Source organism: Actinosynnema sp. NPDC004786 (assembly GCF_053601135.1).
The window spans coordinates 1-20,612 of sequence record NZ_JBSGBG010000072.1 but is presented as its reverse complement, the minus strand read 5'-3'; the positions used below and the strand labels follow the sequence as shown (position 1 = coordinate 20,612).

Annotated in this window: 16 protein-coding genes and 2 pseudogenes; 11 read left to right on the top strand and 7 right to left on the bottom strand. The window is 71.2% G+C overall.

Going from position 1 to position 20,612, the window contains the following annotated elements; genetic code table 11:
* Positions 1–19: 19 nt before the first annotated feature.
* The 4 genes from ACWEFJ_RS37110 to ACWEFJ_RS37095 form a co-directional block, all read right to left on the bottom strand.
* The gene (locus ACWEFJ_RS37110; RefSeq protein ID WP_378094478.1) at positions 20–760 is read right to left on the bottom strand and encodes a helix-turn-helix transcriptional regulator; all 741 of its coding nucleotides are present in this window, start codon (positions 758–760) and stop codon (positions 20–22) included.
* Between the two features lie 1,129 nt (positions 761–1,889).
* Positions 1,890–3,287 carry an MFS transporter gene (locus tag ACWEFJ_RS37105; RefSeq protein ID WP_378094480.1) on the bottom strand — a complete coding sequence of 466 codons (1,398 nt, stop codon included), beginning with the start codon at positions 3,285–3,287 and terminating at the stop codon, positions 1,890–1,892.
* A gap of 198 nt (positions 3,288–3,485) precedes the next feature.
* A complete protein-coding gene (locus ACWEFJ_RS37100; RefSeq protein ID WP_378094482.1) occupies positions 3,486–3,839 on the bottom strand; it encodes an ArsR/SmtB family transcription factor in 354 nt (117 codons plus the stop codon).
* Positions 3,836–4,282 (bottom strand): SRPBCC domain-containing protein, encoded by a 447-nt coding sequence (locus ACWEFJ_RS37095; RefSeq protein ID WP_449716632.1) that lies wholly within the window; start codon positions 4,280–4,282, stop codon positions 3,836–3,838. The genes ACWEFJ_RS37100 and ACWEFJ_RS37095 overlap by 4 nt, the downstream gene beginning before the upstream one ends.
* A 397-nt stretch (positions 4,283–4,679) precedes the next feature.
* On the opposite strand from ACWEFJ_RS37095, the gene ACWEFJ_RS37090 reads away from it, so the two are divergent.
* The 4 genes from ACWEFJ_RS37090 (at position 4,680) to ACWEFJ_RS37075 (ending at position 9,954) form a co-directional block, all read left to right on the top strand.
* Positions 4,680–5,618, top strand: coding sequence for an alpha/beta fold hydrolase (locus tag ACWEFJ_RS37090; RefSeq protein WP_449716631.1), 939 nt, complete (start codon positions 4,680–4,682; stop codon positions 5,616–5,618).
* 56 nt (positions 5,619–5,674) lie between these two features.
* Positions 5,675–6,853, top strand: coding sequence for an acyl-CoA dehydrogenase family protein (locus ACWEFJ_RS37085; protein WP_378094488.1), 1,179 nt, complete (start codon positions 5,675–5,677; stop codon positions 6,851–6,853).
* 419 nt (positions 6,854–7,272) lie between these two features.
* Complete coding sequence (locus ACWEFJ_RS37080; protein WP_449716630.1) at positions 7,273–8,847, top strand: AMP-binding protein; 1,575 nt, start codon at positions 7,273–7,275, stop codon at positions 8,845–8,847.
* 423 nt (positions 8,848–9,270) lie between these two features.
* Positions 9,271–9,954, top strand: coding sequence for a TetR/AcrR family transcriptional regulator (locus ACWEFJ_RS37075; RefSeq protein ID WP_378094492.1), 684 nt, complete (start codon positions 9,271–9,273; stop codon positions 9,952–9,954).
* A gap of 126 nt (positions 9,955–10,080) precedes the next feature.
* On the opposite strand, the gene ACWEFJ_RS37070 is transcribed toward ACWEFJ_RS37075, so the two are convergent.
* Positions 10,081–10,782, bottom strand: a complete 702-nt coding sequence (locus ACWEFJ_RS37070; protein WP_378094494.1) for a DUF899 domain-containing protein — start codon at positions 10,780–10,782, stop codon at positions 10,081–10,083.
* Between the two features lie 170 nt (positions 10,783–10,952).
* Positions 10,953–11,780, bottom strand: a complete 828-nt coding sequence (locus tag ACWEFJ_RS37065; protein ID WP_378094496.1) for a p-hydroxycinnamoyl CoA hydratase/lyase — start codon at positions 11,778–11,780, stop codon at positions 10,953–10,955.
* 635 nt (positions 11,781–12,415) lie between these two features.
* Between ACWEFJ_RS37065 and ACWEFJ_RS37060 the strand changes: the two genes are divergently transcribed.
* The 3 genes from ACWEFJ_RS37060 to ACWEFJ_RS37050 are packed head-to-tail and all read left to right on the top strand — an operon-like array spanning position 12,416 to position 15,845.
* The gene (locus ACWEFJ_RS37060; RefSeq protein WP_449716629.1) at positions 12,416–12,880 is read left to right on the top strand and encodes a hypothetical protein; all 465 of its coding nucleotides are present in this window, start codon (positions 12,416–12,418) and stop codon (positions 12,878–12,880) included.
* Positions 12,877–14,826, top strand: coding sequence for a CRTAC1 family protein (locus tag ACWEFJ_RS37055; RefSeq protein ID WP_449716628.1), 1,950 nt, complete (start codon positions 12,877–12,879; stop codon positions 14,824–14,826). The genes ACWEFJ_RS37060 and ACWEFJ_RS37055 overlap by 4 nt, the downstream gene beginning before the upstream one ends.
* A gap of 5 nt (positions 14,827–14,831) precedes the next feature.
* A complete protein-coding gene (locus ACWEFJ_RS37050) occupies positions 14,832–15,845 on the top strand; it encodes an enediyne biosynthesis protein (RefSeq protein ID WP_378086619.1) in 1,014 nt (337 codons plus the stop codon).
* Positions 15,846–16,628: 783 nt separating this feature from the next.
* On the opposite strand, the gene ACWEFJ_RS37045 is transcribed toward ACWEFJ_RS37050, so the two are convergent.
* Positions 16,629–17,402 carry a helix-turn-helix domain-containing protein gene (locus tag ACWEFJ_RS37045; protein ID WP_378086629.1) on the bottom strand — a complete coding sequence of 258 codons (774 nt, stop codon included), beginning with the start codon at positions 17,400–17,402 and terminating at the stop codon, positions 16,629–16,631.
* A gap of 1,149 nt (positions 17,403–18,551) precedes the next feature.
* Here ACWEFJ_RS37045 and ACWEFJ_RS37040 point away from each other — a divergent pair.
* The 4 genes and pseudogenes from ACWEFJ_RS37040 to ACWEFJ_RS37025 form a co-directional block, all read left to right on the top strand.
* Positions 18,552–19,211 carry a winged helix-turn-helix transcriptional regulator gene (locus tag ACWEFJ_RS37040; RefSeq protein WP_449716627.1) on the top strand — a complete coding sequence of 220 codons (660 nt, stop codon included), beginning with the start codon at positions 18,552–18,554 and terminating at the stop codon, positions 19,209–19,211.
* A 484-nt stretch (positions 19,212–19,695) separates the two neighbouring features.
* Positions 19,696–20,259, top strand: coding sequence for a hypothetical protein (locus ACWEFJ_RS37035; protein WP_378086622.1), 564 nt, complete (start codon positions 19,696–19,698; stop codon positions 20,257–20,259).
* 4 nt (positions 20,260–20,263) lie between these two features.
* Positions 20,264–20,494, top strand: a pseudogene (locus ACWEFJ_RS37030) (DUF6239 family natural product biosynthesis protein); the annotation flags it as partial.
* Positions 20,464–20,612, top strand: a pseudogene (locus tag ACWEFJ_RS37025) (iron-sulfur cluster insertion protein ErpA); the annotation flags it as partial. The pseudogenes ACWEFJ_RS37030 and ACWEFJ_RS37025, both read left to right, overlap by 31 nt.

Below are 20,612 nucleotides of genomic sequence, written 5' to 3'. Positions count from 1 at the left end.
GGGCCCGCGCGATCGAGGTCTACCGGCGCGCGGAGCCGACCGCCACCGGAACCCTCGCCCGGTCGCGCATCCGCACGGTCACCCGCAGGTGCTCCCCCGGGCCCACCGCGACCACGTGGCTCACCCCGCCCGCGAACAGCGGGGCGGGGCCGCCGCGGCGCACCGCGACCGCGACGCACCGGGCGGACGTGGCCCCGACCACCAGCTCGTGCTCCAGCGGACCCTCGACCAGCGTGCTGGGCACGGCCGGGCTGCACGGGATCAGGTCGTCGATGATCCCGACGGCGATCTCGGACGCCTCGGCCACCGCCGGCACCTCCAGCGTGCCGACCAGCGACCCGCTGCCGCCGAACCGGGGCAGCGGCACCGCGTCGAACAGCGGCGAGCCGGTCTCCAGCGGGTTGTCGTGGTCGGGCGGGGCGGCGGCCGCGAGCAGCCCGCTGACCTCCGGGTTGCGGTACTGGGTGGGCGAGAGGCCCACCGCCCGGGTGAACCTGGTGGTGAACGTGCCGACGCTGCTGTACCCGATCGTGGCGACGACGTCGGCGACGTTCATCCACGTGGTCAGCAGCAGGCGTTTGGCCTCGAATAATCGGACGGCGGTCAGGTACCGGCCCGGCGGCACGCCCACGGCCGCGTGGAACAGGCGGGAGAAGTGGAACGGGCTGACCAGCGCGGCACCTGCGACATCGCGCAGCGTGAGAGGTTCGTAGTAGTTGGTGCGCATCATCGTGATGGCACGCTGGACGGCATCGTGCACGGTCTTTCCTCTCGCCCTTGGCGGACGAATTGTCCGACGCGGCACCGGGCGCGAGCGAACACGTCGGATCGACGTTCGCCCGCCATGGGAAAAATTCCGCTCCGGTGCGACACGGAACCATCCGGCCGCTTTTGGTGGATCCGGCCGGTCCGGTTGACCGGCGCATACCCACCACCCCAGTTGGCTTTTGTGCGCGGCCCCCACAACCCCGCACCGGGAAAGACGCTATCAGGGCGCACGACTGCCCGTAATTGCCCGGAACGAGGACAGCAATCTGCGAGACGACCATCCGACGGGCGGACTAGCCGCTTCTGCCGTCCGGGTGTGTCGCCCCGGCGGGGCGGAACGCGGCGCGCCGGCGATGTCGCTGTTCACGGCCACGTCGCCGCGTGCGCGCGCCGGATCGCGCCCGCCGGGCCCGGTGTGGCCCTGCCACGGTCGTCCGGGGCTCGGCGCGGTTTCGACGTGACGTTTTCCGCAACGGCCGCAGGGGACCATATTCCTCCGACCCGGATACGCGGCGAACCGGTTCCGCGCTGCTCGACCGGCCTTTTCGAACGTCACCGCGCAGGTCGCGGGGGAACCGCGACAGGGGGCGCGATCCGCGGAACCGGGGTCGACAAGATCCCGGCCGCAAGCGTCGCCGGCCCGTGTTGTCCGGGCGCGATTGTCCGCCCGTCGGCCCAGGGCGACCCGGCCGACGGGAAGCGCGCGAACCGTTGTTCTCGGCGTCGACCGCGCCCGTTGTGCCATTCGCGCGGAGCCGGGCGCGGGGGAAGGCACCAACCGCGGCGCGGGCGCGGCACGGTGCCCGGCGCGGTGGCCTCCTCGCGCCGACACCCGTCGTCGCCCGCTCGACGGCACGGGGAAGGCACGAGCGGCACGAACCGCAGCCCGTTCCCGCGGCGCAGGCGCGGCACGGTGGCCTCCTTGGCCGCCGGGGCCGTCGCGGCGACGCTGCCGGCCCTGGTGGAGCCCGGCGACGGGCCGGCACCTGCTCGACGGCACGGGGGAAGGCGCGGCCGACCGCGACGTCGGCGGCCGTGGCCGCCTCGGTCTGGGGGGTGGGTCCGCCGCGCCTTCCGGGGACGAACCGGGTTTCCCCGGTTCGTGGCACCCGTCGTCCGCGCTACGCCTCGTTCGCCACCGGCACCGCGGGCGCGCTCGCGCTCCGGGTCGCCCGCGACCGCAGGCCGAGCCAGACGAACAGGATGCTGGCGGCCGTGACGATCACGTTCACCACGAGCGCCAGGTGGATGCCGCGCAACTCCTCCGCCTGGCTCGCCGCGATGGCGGTCAGGATCGGGATGCCGACCGTGATGCCGACCTGCTGCGTCATCGACGTGAGGCCGGTCGCCAGGCCCTGCTCGTCGTCGGGCAGGCCGGAGGTGCCGGTCACCGTGTAGGCCACGATGGACGAGACGTGGCCGAAGAAGCTGACGAACAGCGCGGGGATCAGGATGGCCAGGCCCCAGCGCTCGGCGCCCACGAAGATCAGCGGGAGGGTCGAGACGCCCTGCACGGCCATCCCGCCCACCAGCACCTTGCGGTAGCCGTGCCGGCCGATGAGCCGACCGGCGATCGGACCCGCCAGCACCGCGGCGAGACCGGGCACGCCGAAGATCAGACCGGTCACGAACGGGTTGAGGTCCAGGACGTTCTGCAGGTACAGCGTCATCATGAAGATCATCGCCGTCTCCATGGAGAACACCGCCAGACCGGCGTAGTTGCCCCACAGCACGTTCGGCCGCCGCAGGGTGCGGATCGGCGTGAGCGGCGCGGAGGCGCGCAGCTCGATCAGCCAGAACGCGGCCAGCAGCACGACGCCGATGACGGCGGCGACGACGTTCTTCTCGATGATCGCGTAGACGACGGCCAGCAGGCCGCCGGTCACGGTGATCGCGCCCGGCACGTCCAGCTTGACCCGCTCGGGCACGCGGCTCTCCGCGATCACGAACGGCGTGGCGACCAGGATCAGCACCGTCACCGGGATGTTGATCAGGAACGCGGCCCGCCAGCTGAGCAGGCTGATCAGCGTGCCGCCGACCAGCGCGCCGATGGTGAAGCCGCCGGAGAGCAGCGCGCCGTTGAGGCCCAGGGCGCGGTCGCGGATCGCGCCCTCCGCGAACGTGGTGGTCAGCAGGGACAGCGCCGCCGGGAGCGCCATCGCGGTGGCGAGGCCCTGCAACGCGCGCCCGGCCAGCAGCGTCTCGGGGTTGCCCGCGAGGCCGCCGAGCAGCGAGGCGCCGGTCAGCACGACCATGCTGACGAGGAACAGCCTGCGTCGGCCGAACAGGTCGGCGAACCGGCCGAACAGCAGCGCGAAGCCCGCGGAGGGCAGCGCGTAGGCGGCGGTGATCCAGGGGTACTCGGCCAGCTCCATGCCGACGCCCGCGCCGGTCTGCGGCAGCGCGACGTTGAGGATCGAGAAGTCGACGGACACCATGAACCCGGCGCCGAGCAGGATCAGCAGGATGAGCCGCTGCTTGCCGCTGAACCGCGGCGGCGAGGATGTGTCGGCAGTCAAGGGACAGTCCTTTTCTGTTGCGCGAACCCGTTGATTAACCATCGACTCGTCGCCGGACCGACTGACGCCCTGTCGACGACGTCGTGCCACGAAAAATGGCGTCACGGAACCCCGTCCGATGAGGGGCGGGGGACACCCCTCATCGGACGGTCGACACCCGGCGGAAATGCCGGGATCACAATGATGTGGTGCGGCGGGTTATCGGGAATCCCGCTCCGCGTTCTCGGCGATCCTCTTCACCATGGCGAGCCGCCGGTCCCAGTCCGCCGCGAGCCGGGACATGTGCCGCGCGGTCTCGTCCAGCGCGGCGGGCCTCACCGCGTAGCGGACCTCGCGCCCGACCCGGTTGCCGGACACGAGCCCGGCGGCGTCGAGCACGGCGAGGTGCTTGACCACGGCCTGTCGCGACACCGGCAGCCGTTCGGCCAGCGCCGTCGCGGTGACCTCGCCCTGCGCGGCGAGGAGGTCGAGCAGTTGACGTCGCGTCGGGTCGGCGAGAGCGGCGAGGACGCTGCCGAGCGGTTCGACCTCACCGCGACGTTCATCGGTCACACCGACGATTGTTCGACACGATGCTTCACCATGTCGAATACCTGGGGCCAGCCCTCGGAGTTGAACCGCACCGCGTTGTCGCGGGCCTCCTCGGACGTGCTCAGGGCCGAGAAGCCGCTCTCCACGACGCGCAGGCGCGTCTTGCCGTCCTCCGTGCTCAGCGTGAACTCGACGAGGGTGCTGTTGTCGTCGCGCAGGCCCTCGCCGGGGAACGCGCTGGCCCAGCGGTAGGCCACGTACGTCGGTGGGTCCACCTTCTCCACGCGCACCGCGACCTCGCCGAGGTTCGGGTTCTTGGCGATCAGCGACGCGCCCTCCGTGGCCACCTGGCCCGCCACGCTCTCCTCGTCCGCGACCCAGAACCCGGGCGTGGCCACGAGCGACCACACCCGTTCCAGGGAGGCGTCGATCAAGGTGTCGCGTTCGATCCGATCTTCACTCACCGGGTTCTCCTACCGTCGTCCGCCGCAACCCGCCGTTGCGCCGGCCCACCTGAAGCTGCAACCCTATAGTTGCACATCGCGCCGGCGACGCGCAACCGCAGGGTTGCACTCGCGCTGCGCCGATCGGCCGTGCCCGCGCCTGCGCAAGGAATTCCCGTCCCTATTCGCGGGATTTGTTCCATTGTTGCGCCCACGTTTCCGGGCGGTCCGCAAGACAGCAAAATCGGAGAGATGGCGGACGCCGGGCGCGGACTAGCATGGTTTGTGCGGCACGCCGGACCGGATCGGATTTCCGGCACGGCGGGAATAGTTGCCCGATCAATGCCGCAACTCCCCGCCCACATCTGGGGCACCACTGCCCGCCACCCGTGGCACAAAACCTAGGAAAGGCACGGACATGACCTTGGTAGAGGACGGCGCACAGGCGTCCGAGAAGGTGTCGAACGTCCCGGACGACGCCGAACTCGCGCGTTCACTGGACGGGGACTTCCGCAGCGCGCACGTCACGGTCGACGGCCTGCGCCTGCACTACGTGGCGGGCGGGACCGGCCGGCCGCTGCTGCTCCTGCCCGGCTACCCGCAGACGTGGTGGGAGTTCCGCAAGGTGATGCCCGCGCTCGCGGCCGGCGGCCGGCGGGTCGTCGCGGTGGACCTGCCCGGCATGGGCGGCTCGGACAAGCCGGCCACCGGGTACGACAAGAAGTCGATCGCCCGGGTGCTCCTCGGCTTCGTCCGCGCGCTCGGCCACGAGCAGGTGGACGTCGCGGGTCACGACATCGGGTCGATCGTGGCGTTCGCCTTCGCGGCCAACCACCCCGAGGCCGTCCGCAAGGTCGCGATGCTGGACGTGGTCCACCCGGACGGGTCCATGTACGAGATCCGGATGCTGCCGACGCCCGGCTTCCCCTTCTACCCGTGGTGGTTCGCCTTCAACCAGGTCCCGGACCTGCCGGAGAAGCTGCTGGCCGGGCGCACCCGCGTGCTGGTCGACTGGATGATGGACAGCTTCCTGGTGGACCGCACGGCCGTGTCCGACCGCGACCGCGCGGTGTTCGCCCGCCGCCTCGACTCGCCCGAGGCGATCCACGGCGCGAAGTCCTACTACGCGGCGTTCGGCCAGGACATCGAGGACCTCAAGACCTACGGCAAGGTGACCGCCCCGGTGCTGGGCATGGTCTCCGACCTCGGCGACGGCCTGTTCGCCGCGCAGATGCGGGCCACGCTGCCCACGCAGGCCACCGACGTGGAGATCGTCCCGGTCCCCGGCGCGGGCCACTACTTCGTCGAGGAGGCCCCGCAGGCCGTCATCGACGCGTTCACCCGGTTCTTCGACTGACCTCCCCGCCCGCCCCCACCCGGCCTCCCGGTCGGGCGACACCCACGGAGCCCAGAGTGCACACCACCACCACACCACCACGGGAAGAACTCGTCGGCCGGGCCACGGAGCTGGTCCCGATGTTCGCCAAGAACGCCATCTGGCAGGAGGAGCACCGCGTCCTGCACCCGGACACGGTCGACGCGCTCACCGGGTCGGGACTGCTGCGGTTGACCCTGCCGAAGCGGTACGGCGGCTACGAGGCCGACACCACCACCATCGTCGACGTGCTGTCCGAGCTGGCGCTGGGCGACGGCGCGGTCAGCTGGGTCGGCACGGTCTGGACCATCAGCACCTGGTTGACCGGACTGTTCCCGGACCACGTGCAGGACGAGGTCTTCGGCGCCGGCGACGTCCGCATCAGCGGCACCTTCGCGCCGAGCGCGGTCGGCGTGCCGACGGCCGGCGGCATCGTGCTCAACGGCAAGTGGGGCTTCAACTCCGCCGCGCCGCAGAGCACCTGGAACGCCCACGCCGCGGTGCGCGTGGTCGACGGGCAGCAGCCGGAGCCGGTGCTCGTCCTGGTGCCCATGTCCGACCTGGAGGTGGTGGACGACTGGCACGCGGCCGGGATGCGCGGCAGCGGCAGCGTCACCACCGTGGCGAAGGACGTGTTCGTGCCGGACGAGCGCGTCCTGTCGTTCGTGCCGGTGCTGCAGGAGGGCCGGCACGCCTCCGAGACCAACGCGAGGTCCGCGCGCTGGCAGGTCCCCTTCCTGCCCTGGGCCAGCGCGGTGACGACGGGCACGCACCACGGCCTGGCCCGCGCGGCGTACGCCGCGTTCATGGAGCGGCTGCCCACCCGCAAGATCACCTACACCGACTACGAGCACCAGGCCCACGCCCCGCTCACGCACCTCCAGGTCGCCGACGCCACGGCGCGCATCGACGAGGCGGGCTTCCACGCCCACCGCGTCGCGGCCAGGGTGGACGCCAAGGTCGGCGAGCCGTGGTCGCTGCACGACCGCGTGAGCGCCCGGCTCGACCTGGGGCTCACCGTGCAGCGGGCCCGCGAGGCGATCGACGTCCTGGCCAACGCCAGCGGCGCGTCGTCGGTGCTGTCCACGGTGCCGATCCAGCGCATCGCCCGCGACAGCCGCACCATCGCCATGCACGCCTACCACCACGCGGACACCAACCTGGAGCTGTACGGCCGGGTCGTCTGCGGCCTGGAGCCCAACACCGTCTACCTGTGACGGCCCCGGAGTTCCCCACGACGCCACGGCCGGGGAACTCCCGCCGCGGGCGCCGCGTCACCCGGTCCGCGCCGGGCGACGCGGTGGCCCCGGGCGCTCCCGCCCCTCGCGCGGCACGCCGATCCGCCCGGTCCCGCGCTGCCCGGTCCCACCCACCCGGTCACCCTGCGCGCGCACGACCTTCCCGCACACCCGTCCGCACGGACCGACGCCACCGCAGCGGCCTCCCGCCGCTCCCCCGGCCGGTCCGGTCGGGAGCACGCACCGCACCACCGGCCGCGCCGGCACGGGGGCACCGCCCCGGCGCGCCGGCCAGCCGACACCGTCGTCGGGGAGGACAGCGACCAGGAGGGGTCGCGGGGTGCCCTGGCGGCACTCCTCGTCCTGCCCGCGCACCACCGACCAGGAGGAGTGAGGTCATGATCGTCGCCGGCCCGGAAGTCGAGTTACCGCGGACGTCGCTCACGTCGTTCGTGTTGCAGCACGCCGAGGAGCACGGATCCCGCATCGCCGTGGTGGACGTGGACGGACGCGTCTCCTACACCTTCGCCGACCTGGTGTCGCGGGTGCGGCGGGCCGCGCAGGGGTTGCGGGAGCTGGGGTTGCGGCCCGGCGACGTGGTCGCGATCCTCGCGCCGAACGTGCCGGAGTACCCGATCGCCTACCACGCGATCGCGTTGGCGGGCGGCGTCGTGACGGCGCTCAACCCGCTGGACACCCCGGCCGACCTGGAGGACCGGCTCGGCGAAACGGGCGTGCGGTACCTGGTGACCGTGCCGCAGGAGATGCCCAAGGTGCGCGCGCTGCTGGACCGCACCGACGTCGAGCAGGTCGTCGTGCTGGGCGAGGCGGAGGGCGCGACGCCGTTCGCGGCGCTGGAGCGGGCCGAGCCGATCGTGCAGACGGCGTTGGACCCGTCGGAGGAGGTGGTCACGATCCTGCACTCCAGCGGCAGCACCGGGCTGCCCAAGGGGGTGCTGCTGACGCACCGCAACATGATCGCGAAGGCGTTGTTGACCAGCGCGGTGGCGCCGAACGAGCCCGGCGACAAGGCGTTGGCGATGCCGCCGTTCCACCACGCGTTCGGGTTGTCGATGATGATGAACGCGAGCCTGTACCAGGGCACGACGCTGGTGACGGTGGAGCGCTTCGACCCGGAGACGTTCCTGCGGGCGATCGAGGAGCACCGGATCACCCGCCTGTACGTCGTGCCGACGATCGCGGTGCTGTTGGCCAGGAGCCCCCTGGTCGACCGGTTCGACCTGTCGTCGTTGCGGTCGATCGTGTCCGGTGGCGCGGCGCTCGACCCGTCGGTCGCGGCCCGGGTGCGGGAGCGGCTCGGGTGCGAGATCGGCCAGGGGTACGGCCTGACCGAGGCGATGGTGGCGTTCATGCAGACGCCGGGCGGCACGTCGCCCGCGTCCGTGGGACGCGCCGCGCCCGGCGTGGAGGCCAAGATCGTGGACGTGGCCACCGGCGCGGTGCTGGGCCGCGGCCGCAGCGGCGAGGTACTGGTGCGCGGCCCGCAGGTGATGAAGGGGTACCTCAACGCGCCGGAGGCCACCGCGGCGGTGCTGGAGCCGGACGGGTTCCTGCACACCGGGGACATGGGCTACCTGGACGCCGACGGCGAGCTGGTCATCGTGGACCGGATCAAGGAGCTGATCAAGTACAAGGGCCAGCAGGTGTCGCCGGTCGAGCTGGAGGCCGTCCTCGTGCGCCACCCCAAGGTCCTCGACGCGGCCGTCGTCGGCGTGCCGGACGAGGAGTCCAGCGAGATCCCCAAGGGTTTCGTGGTCGCGCAGGAGCCGGTCACCGCGCAGGAGATCATGGACTGGGTGGCCGAGCGGGTCGCGCCGTACAAGAAGATCAGGCAGATCGAGTTCATCGACCGGATCCCCCGCACCCCGGTCGGCAAGGTGGAGCGGCGGACGCTCAGCGGCCGGGCCGCCGTCGAGGCGTCCCCGTCCCGATCGACCGCGCCGCTCCGATAGGGGAGGTTCCCTATCGGAGGTGCGCGCCGCGCCCGCCCGGCGTGGTCGAACGACGACGCGTCGCGGGAACCGGAACGCTCCGGTGTGGACGATCGCACCGGAGCGTTCCCGCGTGCCACGACCCGGGAACCGGTGCCGCCACGGCGGTTCGGGTTGCCGAACGGTCCACAGGAGACGTTCGGCGGCCCCGCCCGCGCCGCGGCAGGACCGCTCGACCGCACCGCGCCACCCCGGCACGACGACCCCTCGACGCGCCACTGGCCTGCCGGAACCCCCTCACCCACCCGGTGCGGCACAGCGCCGTGACAGAGCCCTGGAGCCGGATCCGGGCACGGGAGGGACCCGCGTCTTTTCACGCGAATGGCGGACGTTTGGCATAACGATGTTACACGAAGAATAACGGCGTTGTGCAACACTGTCAAGGTGAGCCCTCGCAAGCTGGACCCCGAGACCCGCGCCACGCTCGTCGAGATCGCCGCCCGCCTCCTCGCCGAGCACGGCGCCGAGGCGCTGTCGACCCGGAAGATCGCCGCCGAGGCGGGCACGTCCACGATGGCCGTCTACACCCACTTCGGCAGCATGAGCGGCCTGGTCCGGGAGATGGTGCACGAGGGCTTCGCCCGGCTGGAGCGCCGATTCGCGCAGGTGCGCCAGACCGACGACCCGGTGGCCGACATGGCCGTGCTGGGCCACGCGTACCGGCAGAACGCGCTGGCGAACCCGCACCTGTACGCGGTGATGTTCGGCGGGCAGTCGCTCGCCGGGTTCTCCCTCACCGACGAGGACCGCCAGTACGGCCGGTACACCCTGCTCACCGTCGTGGACTGCGCCACCCGCTGCATCGGCGCGGGCCGGTTCCGCGAGGGCGACCCGCTGCTGATCGCGCACGAGATGTGGATCGCCACGCACGGCCTGGTCAACCTGGAGCTGGGCGGCTACCTGATCGACCCCGTCGACGCCGAGCGCTGCTACGACACCATCCTGCACAGCCTGCTGGTCGGCGTCGGCGACGACCCGAGGAGCGTGGCGGCGTCGATGGCCGCGTCGCGCAAGCGGCGGGTCGAGGAGGTCGAGGCCGACCAGGAGCCGGTCACGAGCCGTCGCTGACCACGTCCCGGGCCGGCGGGGTGGGCGCCGTGCCGCGGTCGGCCCGCACCGACGGGTGGACGCGCGACCGCCCGGGTCGGCGATCCACGCCGCCTACCCGGGCGATGGGCCGTCGCGCCGCGCCGGCTACGACTGGTACCTCGTGCCGTTCCACCAGTTCTCACCGGGGCCGCCGGCGTTCTCGTCGTCGTACTCGTCCTTGAACCGCCACCAGTCCCACGGGTGCTCCAGCTCGTCCTCCCGCCGGCCGAGGTGGGTGATGTCCAGGTAGTTGTAGAAGTTCTTGAAGATGTCGCCGCCGCGGTCGAAGATCGAGTACGTGAAGTACACGTCCTCGCCCTCGCGGTAGAAGGCGCTCACGCCGGGCGACTCGCCCTGCTCGGTGGAGACCTCGTAGTCGTAGTTGAAGTCGCTGCCGTAGGACGAGTACCACGGCATCGTCCAGCCCATCCGCTCCTTGAACGGCGTGAAGTCCGCCACCGGCGCGCGGGAGACCATGACGAACGTGGTGTCGCGGGCGTGCATGTGCGCGAGTTCGCCGACGCTGTCGGCCTGCATGGAGCAGCCGATGCAGCCCACCTTCGCGCCCGGCGCGAACATGTAGTGCCGGACGACGAGCTGGCGGCGGCCCTCGAAGAGGTCGAGCAGCGTGAGCCGGCTGCCGTTCGGGCCCTCGAAGAGGTACTCCTTCTCCACCTTCACCATCGGCAGGTTGCGCCGCTCCTCGGCGATCAGGTCGCGGGCGCGGGTGACTTCCTTCTCCTTCTCCAGCAGTGCTTTGCGAGCCTCCAACCACTCTGCTCGGGAGACTACTTTGAGCTGGGTCATCAGATCTCCTCAGGACTGTCCGGGTGGCGCTGCCGCCGAGACCCGACACCGGCAGGGGCGGCGGGTGACGCCATCGGTGTTCCGGCCGCCGGTCTATCCGCACTCACGCTATTCGGCGGTTGCCGGCAAGACTTCTTCCACGTTGACGTGTTGCCCGGCCCGCGCGGACGTCACGGCGTCCCGACCCCCTCGCGGTCGTAGGTCGCCAGACCGGGCTGGTACGCGCGCTTCTCGAACTGCCGCAGCGCCACGGTGATCCACTCGTTGCCGCTGAGCCGGGACAGCTCCCACAGCTTCGCCTGGTCGTAGTCGATGGCGGCCGGGAGGTCCTGGGACCGGTTGCCCTCGTAGACCTGCTTGGCCAGCGCCAGCGTGACCGGGTTCTTCTTCACGATCTTGCGGACCAGGCGGTCGGTCTCCGCGTCGAGCCGGTCGGCGGGCACGGCCATGTTCACGAGCCCGTGCCGGGCCGCCTCCGCGCCGGTCATCGTGTCGCCGGTGAGGATGTAGTACAGCGCCTGCTTGCGCGGCAGGTTGTGCGCCGCCGCCCAGGTCGCGCCGCCCGCCGGGAAGATGCCGAAGTTGATCTCCGAGAGGCCGAACAGCACGTCCTCCGCCGCGATCGCCAGGTCGCACAGGCCGGCCACCAGGAACCCGCCGCCGAACGCGAAGCCGTTCACCTTGGCGATGGTCACCGCCGGGAACGCCTTCAGGCGCTGGAACCACCGGAGCGCGACCAGGTTCGTCCGGTAGAACAGCTGGGGGTCGTCGAACGGGCGCAGGAAGCACTCCTCCAGGTCCATGCCGGAGCTGAAGCTGTCGCCGACGCCGGTGATGACGACCGCCTTGACGGCGCCCGCCGCCTCGATCTCGTCCAGCACCTGGTTCATGTCGCGGTGCATCTGCGGGTTCATCGCGTTCTTCTTGTCCGGCCGGTTCAGGTGGATCGTGGCCGTCGGCCCGTCGATCTCGAGGTTCAACGTCTCCAGCGTGATCATGCGAGATCCTTCTCTCTGCTCTCCGACGCACAAACGAGGACGAACTCACCACAGTCGGCCGGGGTGGCGTGGAATCTCGGGCCGGCGCGGGCACGGCTACGCCGATGGAGCTGCGCGGTCCGATCGTCACGCGGCCTTCGACGGCGCGGCTACTCATGCCTTGCCGTCGTCCCGCGCGGCCGGGGCACGGCGCGGTGGGGCGGCGCACCTGTCATCGTGCGCAGGTGGGGCAAGTTCGAAGAAACAACGGCCCGCGGGTTCACGGACAATCGCCGACGACCGACCGGGGGAACGACTTCCCCAAGGCGATGGAAAGCGACCGGGACAGGGCACGGAAATGTAACGGGAGCGACCGGGAGGACCGCGTTCAGAGCGGGTGAGTCGGTAGTGGAATACTACCTACACAGCACCGGACTCACCGGGCAAAACAGTGTTCGCACCGCCCTGAACTGGGAAAACACTTGACCGGATGGGGTTGCCCGCAGGCACCGCAACACCCTGCGAGGCGTCACCAAATGACCTCCGCGCGGCTACCCGTCGTGAGCAAGCCGGAAGTAGCAAGCGCCGCGAACGCTCTGCAACGCTTTTCCCGTTGGCAGGTCCGGTGACGGCGTCACCCGAGCTGGGGAGACGAGTTGAACGCACTGCGCGCCATGCGGCGCGAATTGCCGGAGATCGCCGGGAGGCAGTTCTTCGCCACCCCGGTGATCACGCAGCGTCCCCCGGAGGGATTCGTCGCCGATCACCGCTGGACGGTGCAGGACGGCATCGGGTTGGCGATGGCCCGCATGCCGCGGCACGGGACGGGGCCGGTCGTCCACCGGCCGCGCGCCCTGGACCACCAGGACATCGGCCGTGCCCCGTGGTTCGTCGGCGAGTCCGACGCCCAGCGCGTCGCCGACACGATCGAGAAGTCCCCGTGGCGCCACGGGGTGCCGCACGCCCGTGCGGCGCCGGGGGGCGCAGCGGGCGAGGCCGCCCGATCCACCGAGGACGCGCACCCGGCGCCGCCGGTCCCCGACGGCGCCGGACCCGTGTCCGAGGCGTGGCGGCGACGCATCGCCGAGGAATCAGCCCACCAGGAAGGAGTCAGCTTGTGACCTCCACAGCCAGTTGGCTGCGCAGGCAACTACCCGGCGTCATGGCACTCGTGCTCGTCGCGGCCACGTTCTTGGTGGCCCGGCTGCCGCAGGTGTCGGCCGAGGAGAGGCAGGAAGTCGCGGCCCGGTACGGGTTCACGCCCGAGACGATCGCCCTGCCCGGCGGCTACACCCAGCAGACCATCCGCCAGGTGAACCAGCGCTACCAGCACATCAACGCGTGGATCTCCTCGGTCGGCTCGGCGGTCGCGTTGAACGACCTCGACGGCGACGGCCTGTCGAACGACCTGTGCTTCGTCGACGTGCGCACCGACCAGGTGATCATCTCGCCGGCGCCGGAGTCGGGCCAGCAGCCGCGCTACGCGCCGTTCGCGCTGTCGCCCGGTTCGCTGCCGATGAACGACGTCATGGCGCCGATGGGCTGCGTGCCCGGTGACTACAACGAGGACGGCCGGCTCGACCTGCTGATCTACATGTGGGGCCGCACGCCGATCCTGCACCTGGCCAAGCCCGACGCGGCCGGCATGACCAACGACACCTACCAGCCGACGGAGCTGGTGCCCGGCAAGGCGTCCGGCGACTACGACGGCCCGGAGTGGAACTCGAACTCCGCGACCGTCGCGGACTTCGACGGCGACGGCCACGACGACATCTTCATCGGCAACTACTTCCCGCACGGCCCGGTGCTGGACCCGTCGAAGAACAGCGGCGTGTGGATGAACCACTCCATGTCCGCCGGGTTCAACGGCGGCGAGGACTACATCTTCCTGTCCAAGGGCGTCTCGGGCGGCACCCCGAAGTGGGAGATGTCCGACCCGTTCCCGCTGGAGGTCTCGCGCGGCTGGGCCCTCGCGTCCAGCTCCAACGACGTGAACGGCGACATGCTGCCCGAGCTGTACGTGGGCAACGACTTCGGCCCGGACCGCCTGCTCTACAACATGTCCACGCCGGGCAGGCTGAAGTTCGAGGTCGTCGAGGGCTCGAAGGGCCCGATGGAGCCGAAGTCCAAGAACGTCGGCATCGACTCGTTCAAGGGCATGGGCGTCGACTTCGGCGACCTGAACGGCGACCAGGTGTACGACATGTACGTCAGCAACATCACCACGTCGTTCGGCATCGAGGAGTCGCACTTCGCCTTCCTCAGCACGGAGAACAACCTGAACCGGGTGACCTCCAGCCTGGAGGACGGCGACGCGGTGTGGGAGGACGAGAGCGCGCCGCTGCAGCTCGCCTGGTCGGGCTGGGGCTGGGACGTGAAGCTGTCCGACCTCGACAACAACAGCGAGCTGGAGGTCCTGCAGGCCACCGGCTTCGTCAAGGGCGACGTGAACCGCTGGCCGCAGCTCCAGGAGCTGGCCACGGCGAACGACGCGCTGCTGGACAACCCGATGTGGTGGCCGATCGTCGGCCCCGGCGACGACGTGGGCGGCAACCAGCACCTCCACTTCTTCGCCAAGAACCAGAAGGGCTTCTACAGCGACGTGTCGGCCGACCTGGGCCTGGCCGCCCCGATCCCGACCCGCGGCATCGCGACCGGCGACATCGACGGCGACGGCAAGCTCGACATGGCCGTGTCCCGGCAGTGGTCCGACCCGGTCCTGTTCCGCAACACCGCGACCACCGGCAACGACTTCCTCGGCCTGCGCCTCACGCACGAGGAGAACCGGTCCGAGGGCGCGTTCCGCGGCGCGGGCTCACCCGTCATCGGCGCGCAGGTGACGATCACCACCGCGTCCGGCAAGAAGCAGATCAACCGCGTCGACGGCGGCAGCGGCCACTCCGGCAAGCGCAGCCACGAGGTCCACTTCGGACTGGGCTCCGAGTCGGGCCCGGTGCAGGCGCACGTCAAGTGGCGCGACCGCGACGGCGACATCCACGAGCAGGACATGACACTGAACCCGGGTTGGCACGACATCCAGCTCGGCGACCAGGCCAAGGAGAAGTGACGGACATGGCCGAGACCACGGCAGCAGCCGGCCCGCCGCGGCACGACCCCAAGGTCACCAAGGCACTCAGGAACTTCGCGATCTCCATCAGCGTCTTCAACATCTTCGGCTACACGGTCCTCGGGTTCGAGCAGGCGTGGCTGTGGCCGTTCATCGCCCTCGCCACGGCCTACACCGTCGAGATCGGCCTGGAGTGGATCGGCGCGCGGCAGGAGAAGCGCACGCCCCGCTACGCGGGCCGCGGCCTGAAGGGCATGGTGGAGTTCCTCTACCCCTCGCACATCACCGCCCTGGCGGTGAACATGTTGACCTACGTCAACGACCAGGTCTGGGTGATGATCTTCGGCGTGGTCGTGGCGGTCGGCGCGAAGTGGGTCCTCCGCGCGCCGGTGAAGGGCCGGCTGCGGCACTACATGAACCCGTCGAACTTCGGCATCGCGGTCGTGCTGCTGGTGTTCCCCTGGGCGTCGGTCGCGCCGCCGTACCACTTCAGCGAGCACGTGGGCACGTTCTGGGACCTGCTGATCCCGCTCATCATCCTCAGCGCGGGCACCATGCTGAACGGCATGCTGACCGGCCGCTTGTGGCTGATCATCGCGTGGCTGGTCGGGTTCGCCCTCCAGGCCGTGATCCGCGGCATGGTGCTGGACGTCTCCATCCCGGCCGGGCTCGGCATGATGACGGGCATCGCGTTCGTGCTCTACACCAACTACATGGTGACCGACCCGGGCACCTCACCGTCCAAACCGGCCGCCCAGATCGCGTTCGGCGGCGGCGTGGCGGCGGTGTACGGCGTCCTGATGGGCATGAGCATCGCGTACGGCCTGTTCTTCGCCACCGCGATCGTCTGCCTGATCCGGGGCGGCTTCCACTGGACCGTCCACTTCATCGAGAAGCACCGGCGCGAGCAGGAGGCGCTGAAGGCGCTCGCCGCCGAGCGGGCGCTCCCGGTGGAACCCCCCGCCGCGGAGCCGGCGTTCAACGGCGCGCCGAAGCAGGGCGCGGTGGTCACCACCTGACCGCCGCACCGACCGACCGGCGGCCCGTCACCTCCGCGGTGACGGGCCGCCGTCGTGTGCGGGGGTTCCGCCACCGCCGGGCGCGAGGGGCGGTCCGGGGTGGTTCGAGGGTTCGGCCGCCCCGCCGCCGCCGGGCACGAAGAGTGTTCGAGGGCTCGCCCGCCCGGCCATCGTCAGGTGTGGGAACGGTTCAGGGGTTCGGCCGCCCCCGCCACCGCCGGGCACGAAGGGTGGTTCGAGGGCTCGCCCCCGGCCAATCGTCGGGTGTGGGGCCCGGTTCAGGGGTTCGGCCGCCCGACCACCGCCCGGCGCGAGGCGCGGTTCCGCGGGTCGCGGAGTGGCGGTTCGCGGGGGTCGCCGACCCGGCCGCGGAGCTGCGCGGGGCGGTTCGGCGGGCCGTCCCGCCGGTCACGGTCGGTACGGCCTACCGAAGCGCGAGGCGGTTCGTTGGGCCGTTCGAGTTACCGCCGCACGGGGCGCGGTCGGCCTCGCGGGCACGCTCCCGCCCTGGTCCGTGCGCTGATCGGCGGTGCGCGACCGGACCGTTCGGCGGTCACGAGAACAAACGTGGCTTCGGTCACAACGCGGATCGCTTCGGCGGTGCGCAACGGCGGTGACCGGGTTCCGGGGCCACGGGTGGCCTCGCGGGAGGCGCGGGAGCGGGCCGCGGCGCGCTCGGCGTTGTTCCCGGGGCCGCGTCGGAGGTGCGGGATCCCGCACCCCGGACGTGGGAAGGACCCGCCGTCCGGCGGGCGGCAGGTCCTCCGGTGGTCGCGCCGTCCGTCAGCTCGCCGCGCCCGCGTCGAGCGCGACGGTGCGGATGTACGGCAGCGCGAGCAGGACGGGCGGGTCGAGCGTGCCGATCGGGCGCAGGCTCAGGTCGACGTCCTTGACCTGCGCGCCCGCCCGCACCGACACCGGGCCGCAGGACGCCACGTTCAGCGCCTGGTCCTGCGGGAAGCGGCGTTCGCCGAGGAACGACTCCTGCCCCAGCGCGACGGAGTGGGCCAGCAGGTGCCAGGTGCCGGGCGGCACGTTGGTGAGGACGTACGGACCCGGCCGGTGGAGCATGGAGCAGCGGACCGGCTTCCCCTGCGGGATCCGGTCCGGGAACAACCCCAGGAAGATGATTCCCGGCGCGCTCCCGGAAGGGGCGTGGACCTCCCCCTGCACGGTGGACGTGCGCGCGTCGGAACCCCGGCGCGCCAGGGGGATCGGCGGAGTCAGTCCCCCCAGTTGCCGGTAGGTCGTCGGGGACACCCCGACGCTGCTGCGAAATCTCGAGCTGAACGTGCCGACGCTGGTGTACCCGACTCGGTGGCTGATGTCGGTCACGGCCAAAGAGGTGCACACCAGCAGCCGTTTGGCCTCTTGTAGCCGGATCGCGGCCAGGAATCGACCGGGTGACACCCCGGTGACCCGTTGGAATGCCCGGGAGAAGTGGAACTTGCTGTACATGGCGGTACGGGCCATGTCGTCTATCGTGAACTGCTCACCGAGATTCTCGTGCATGAAGTCGATGACCCGGCCTACCGCCCGTTCTATTACGTCCTCCACTACGACCCCCATTCGCAGATGTAATGAAAGCTGAAACCGTCGTCCGACCGGCGCGCCGGACGACCTTCGAGCGGTGCAGAACTGGCGCGCATCCCCGCGCCACAACCCCCAGTGACCCCCAGCGGCCCCAGTACCCCCGATTTTGGCAAGCTACCAGGGCCGCGACAAGCCGCGCAAGGAGCGCTGACAGCGTTATGGATCGCCTCGCACGCGCTCACCCCCGCACCTTCCCGACGATCTTGCGAACGTGGTCGGAGTCTATTTCCGACCACCACGGAAGACATATTCGGCTACCGGCCGACGTTATTGATGCGCCTTTCGGGTGACAACGTCCGACCCGCCGGTCACGGGTCCGGACGGGGTGCGCGCCGAGCGGCGGCCCTCGGCGACGGCGATATCGACCGAGGGCGGCGCGTCCGATTTCGACCGGTATACGGCAATCACGAAGATGTGCCGTCCGGCGCCCGCGGGCGCGGCCCGACCGACTTCCGGCCGCGCCGGGAGGCGGAATTCCCGCCGTCGCGGGACCACCGTTCAACCGCTCGCCGGACGATATCGGGGCAGGATTCGCCGGCGTGCCGCGCGGCCCCGGCGGCAGGGCGGGCGTCCGCCCATTCCGGACACGACGGGCCCGCGTGGCGGACCTCCCGGACCCCGCCGGCGGAGCGGGCGGGGCGACCTCCGGAGCCGGGGACGGGTGTGGCGCGCGTCACGCGCATCGAAAGTGCGCCAAGGGCTGTCGGGGCACGCGCCACCACAGAGGACACCGGCGGTGCGCCGCGTCGACCGGCCCGTGCGGGAACGCCGCCGGCGCGGTCCGGAGTGGACGGCGGTCGAGGGCAGCCGCGCGGATGGGCCGGTACCAGACCCATCCGCGCGGGAGGCGGTCACCGGCCCGGGCAAGGACCCGTGCGCCGCCCTCACGCTCCGCCGGCACGGGCTGGGGGTCCCGCGGTGCGGCCGGAGCGCGGCATCGGCACGGAGCCCGACCCGGAGGGCTCGCGAGCGCGACCCGTCCGGTCACGGTCGCCGGCACCCCCCGGATCCCCGGTCCGCCTCGACGTCGTGACCCCGCAGCCTAGCGACGTTGGTCCTAATAAGCAACCAACTGGTGTGAAACCCGTATCACCTCGGCCTAGACTGGTGGTCGTGACGACCAAGCGCCGGTACGACGACGGGTGCCCGATCGCGCACGCGCTCGACCTCGTCGGCGAGCGCTGGGCGTTGCTGGTCGTGCGCGAGCTGCTGTTCGGCGCCAAGCGCTTCACCGACCTGCGGACCGGGCTGCCGGGCGCGAGCCCGAACGTGCTGTCGCAGCGGCTGCGCGAGCTGGACGAGGCGGGCGTCGTGCGCCGTCGCCGGCTCCCGCCGCCGGCGGCCGCGTGGGTGTACGAGCTGACGCCGTGGGGCCGCGAGCTGGAACCCATCATCGCCCTGCTGGGCAGGTGGGGCGCGCGGTCGGACGGGCTGCGCGGCGAAGGGCCGATCAGCGTCGACTCGCTGATGCTCGCGCTGCGGTCCCTGTTCGACCCCGGGCGGGCCGAAGGGCTGGTCGCCGACCTGGCGGTGCACCTGGGCGAGGACGGGTTCCTCGCCCAGGTGACACCCGACGGGCTGACCGTGGAACGCCGGCCCGTCGCCGAGCCGGACGCGTCGATCCGCACCGACACCGTGACGCTGAACAACGTGGTGTCCGGCCGGCACACGCTCGCGGAGGCGATCGCGTCCGGCGCCCTGGAGGTGCACGGCGACGAGACCGTGGTGGCGCGGTTCCTCACGCTGTTCCCCTCCCCCCGCCCGGCGGCCTAGCCGGGAACCCCGGCACATGACGAGCATTCCTCACAGAAGTCCGGACATCCGACGCGGAATAGCCACCACGTCACCCGTCCGTGGCGGTTCCCCCCGGTCGGCCACGCGCTCCGCGCGCTTTTAGCACGAACCGGTCGTCGGTGCTTCTTCCGGATTGCCCCATCGTCGCGCCGACACTTGTCGATCATTCTTCGAGCCGCCGGAGCGCACTCCACCCGCCGTCGGCACACCCCCTCCCACCAGGACTTACGCCCTGGCGACGCGGCAACCGCACGAGCGCAATTGGGAAGACGAAAAGCACATCGGAAGGCAATACGCTCGTCGTCGCGCGGACCCGGCGGGAGGACCGTACCGCCGCGTGGAGCACCGGACTTCTCCATGCTTGCGATTCCGCACGGAGGCGTTCTTGGCGCGCGCGAAACCAGATATCGTCGCTGGTCACGGGGAAATCGACCCGGTCGGGACCGGCGCAGCAGGAGGAGCCATGGTCGACACACATGCCCACACCCACGCGGTGGGTGGCCCGCTCAACACCGTCCGGCACAAGCCGGCACTGCTGATCTTCACCGTGATCGTGCTCGGGCACTGGGCCGAGCACATCGCCCAGGCGGTGCAGATCTACGCCCTCGGTTGGCCGGTCCCGCAGGCCAAGGGCGTGCTCGGCCTCTGGTTCCCGTGGCTCGTCACGTCCGAGGTCATGCACTACGGCTACGCGCTCGTCATGCTGGTGTTCCTGTTCGCGCTGCGCAAGGGGTTCGTGGGCCGCTCGAAGACGTGGTGGACGATCGCGCTGGGCCTGCAGTTCTGGCACCACATCGAGCACCTGCTGCTGATCATCCAGGCGTCCGTCGGCACGAACCTGCTCGGCCGGCCCGCCCCGACGAGCATCATCCAGCTCGTCATCCCGCGGGTGGAGCTGCACCTGTTCTACAACACCGTCGTCTTCATCCCGATGGTCGTCGCGATGGTGCTGCACATGCGGCCGAGCCCGGAGGAGCGCTCGCAGATGCGGTGCGCCTGCGCGCTCCCGGTCGGCGCTTCGGCCTGACCCCGTGCACAACCACGGCGCCGTCGGCCTGCCGCTCGGCTTCACCCTCCTCCGGCTGCTCCTGCTCGGCGCGGTGACCGTGGTCGCGGGTTGGGCGCTCGTGCGACCGTTCTCCCCCGGCGCGTCGGAGCCGCTGACGCGCCGGGTGGTCACCGCCTGCGCCGGCGTCGGCGGTGTCGCCGTGCTGCTCGTCGCGGACGCCACGTGGATGCCGGGGTTCGCGGCGGTGGCGCTGGTCGGGCTGCTGGCCGCTCCCCCGGCGCTGCGCGGGGCGCGACCGGCAAGGCGCTGCTCGACCAGGAGGGGCGCGACGACATGCACCTGCGCATCGCCGTCCAGCCCGGTGGTTGCGC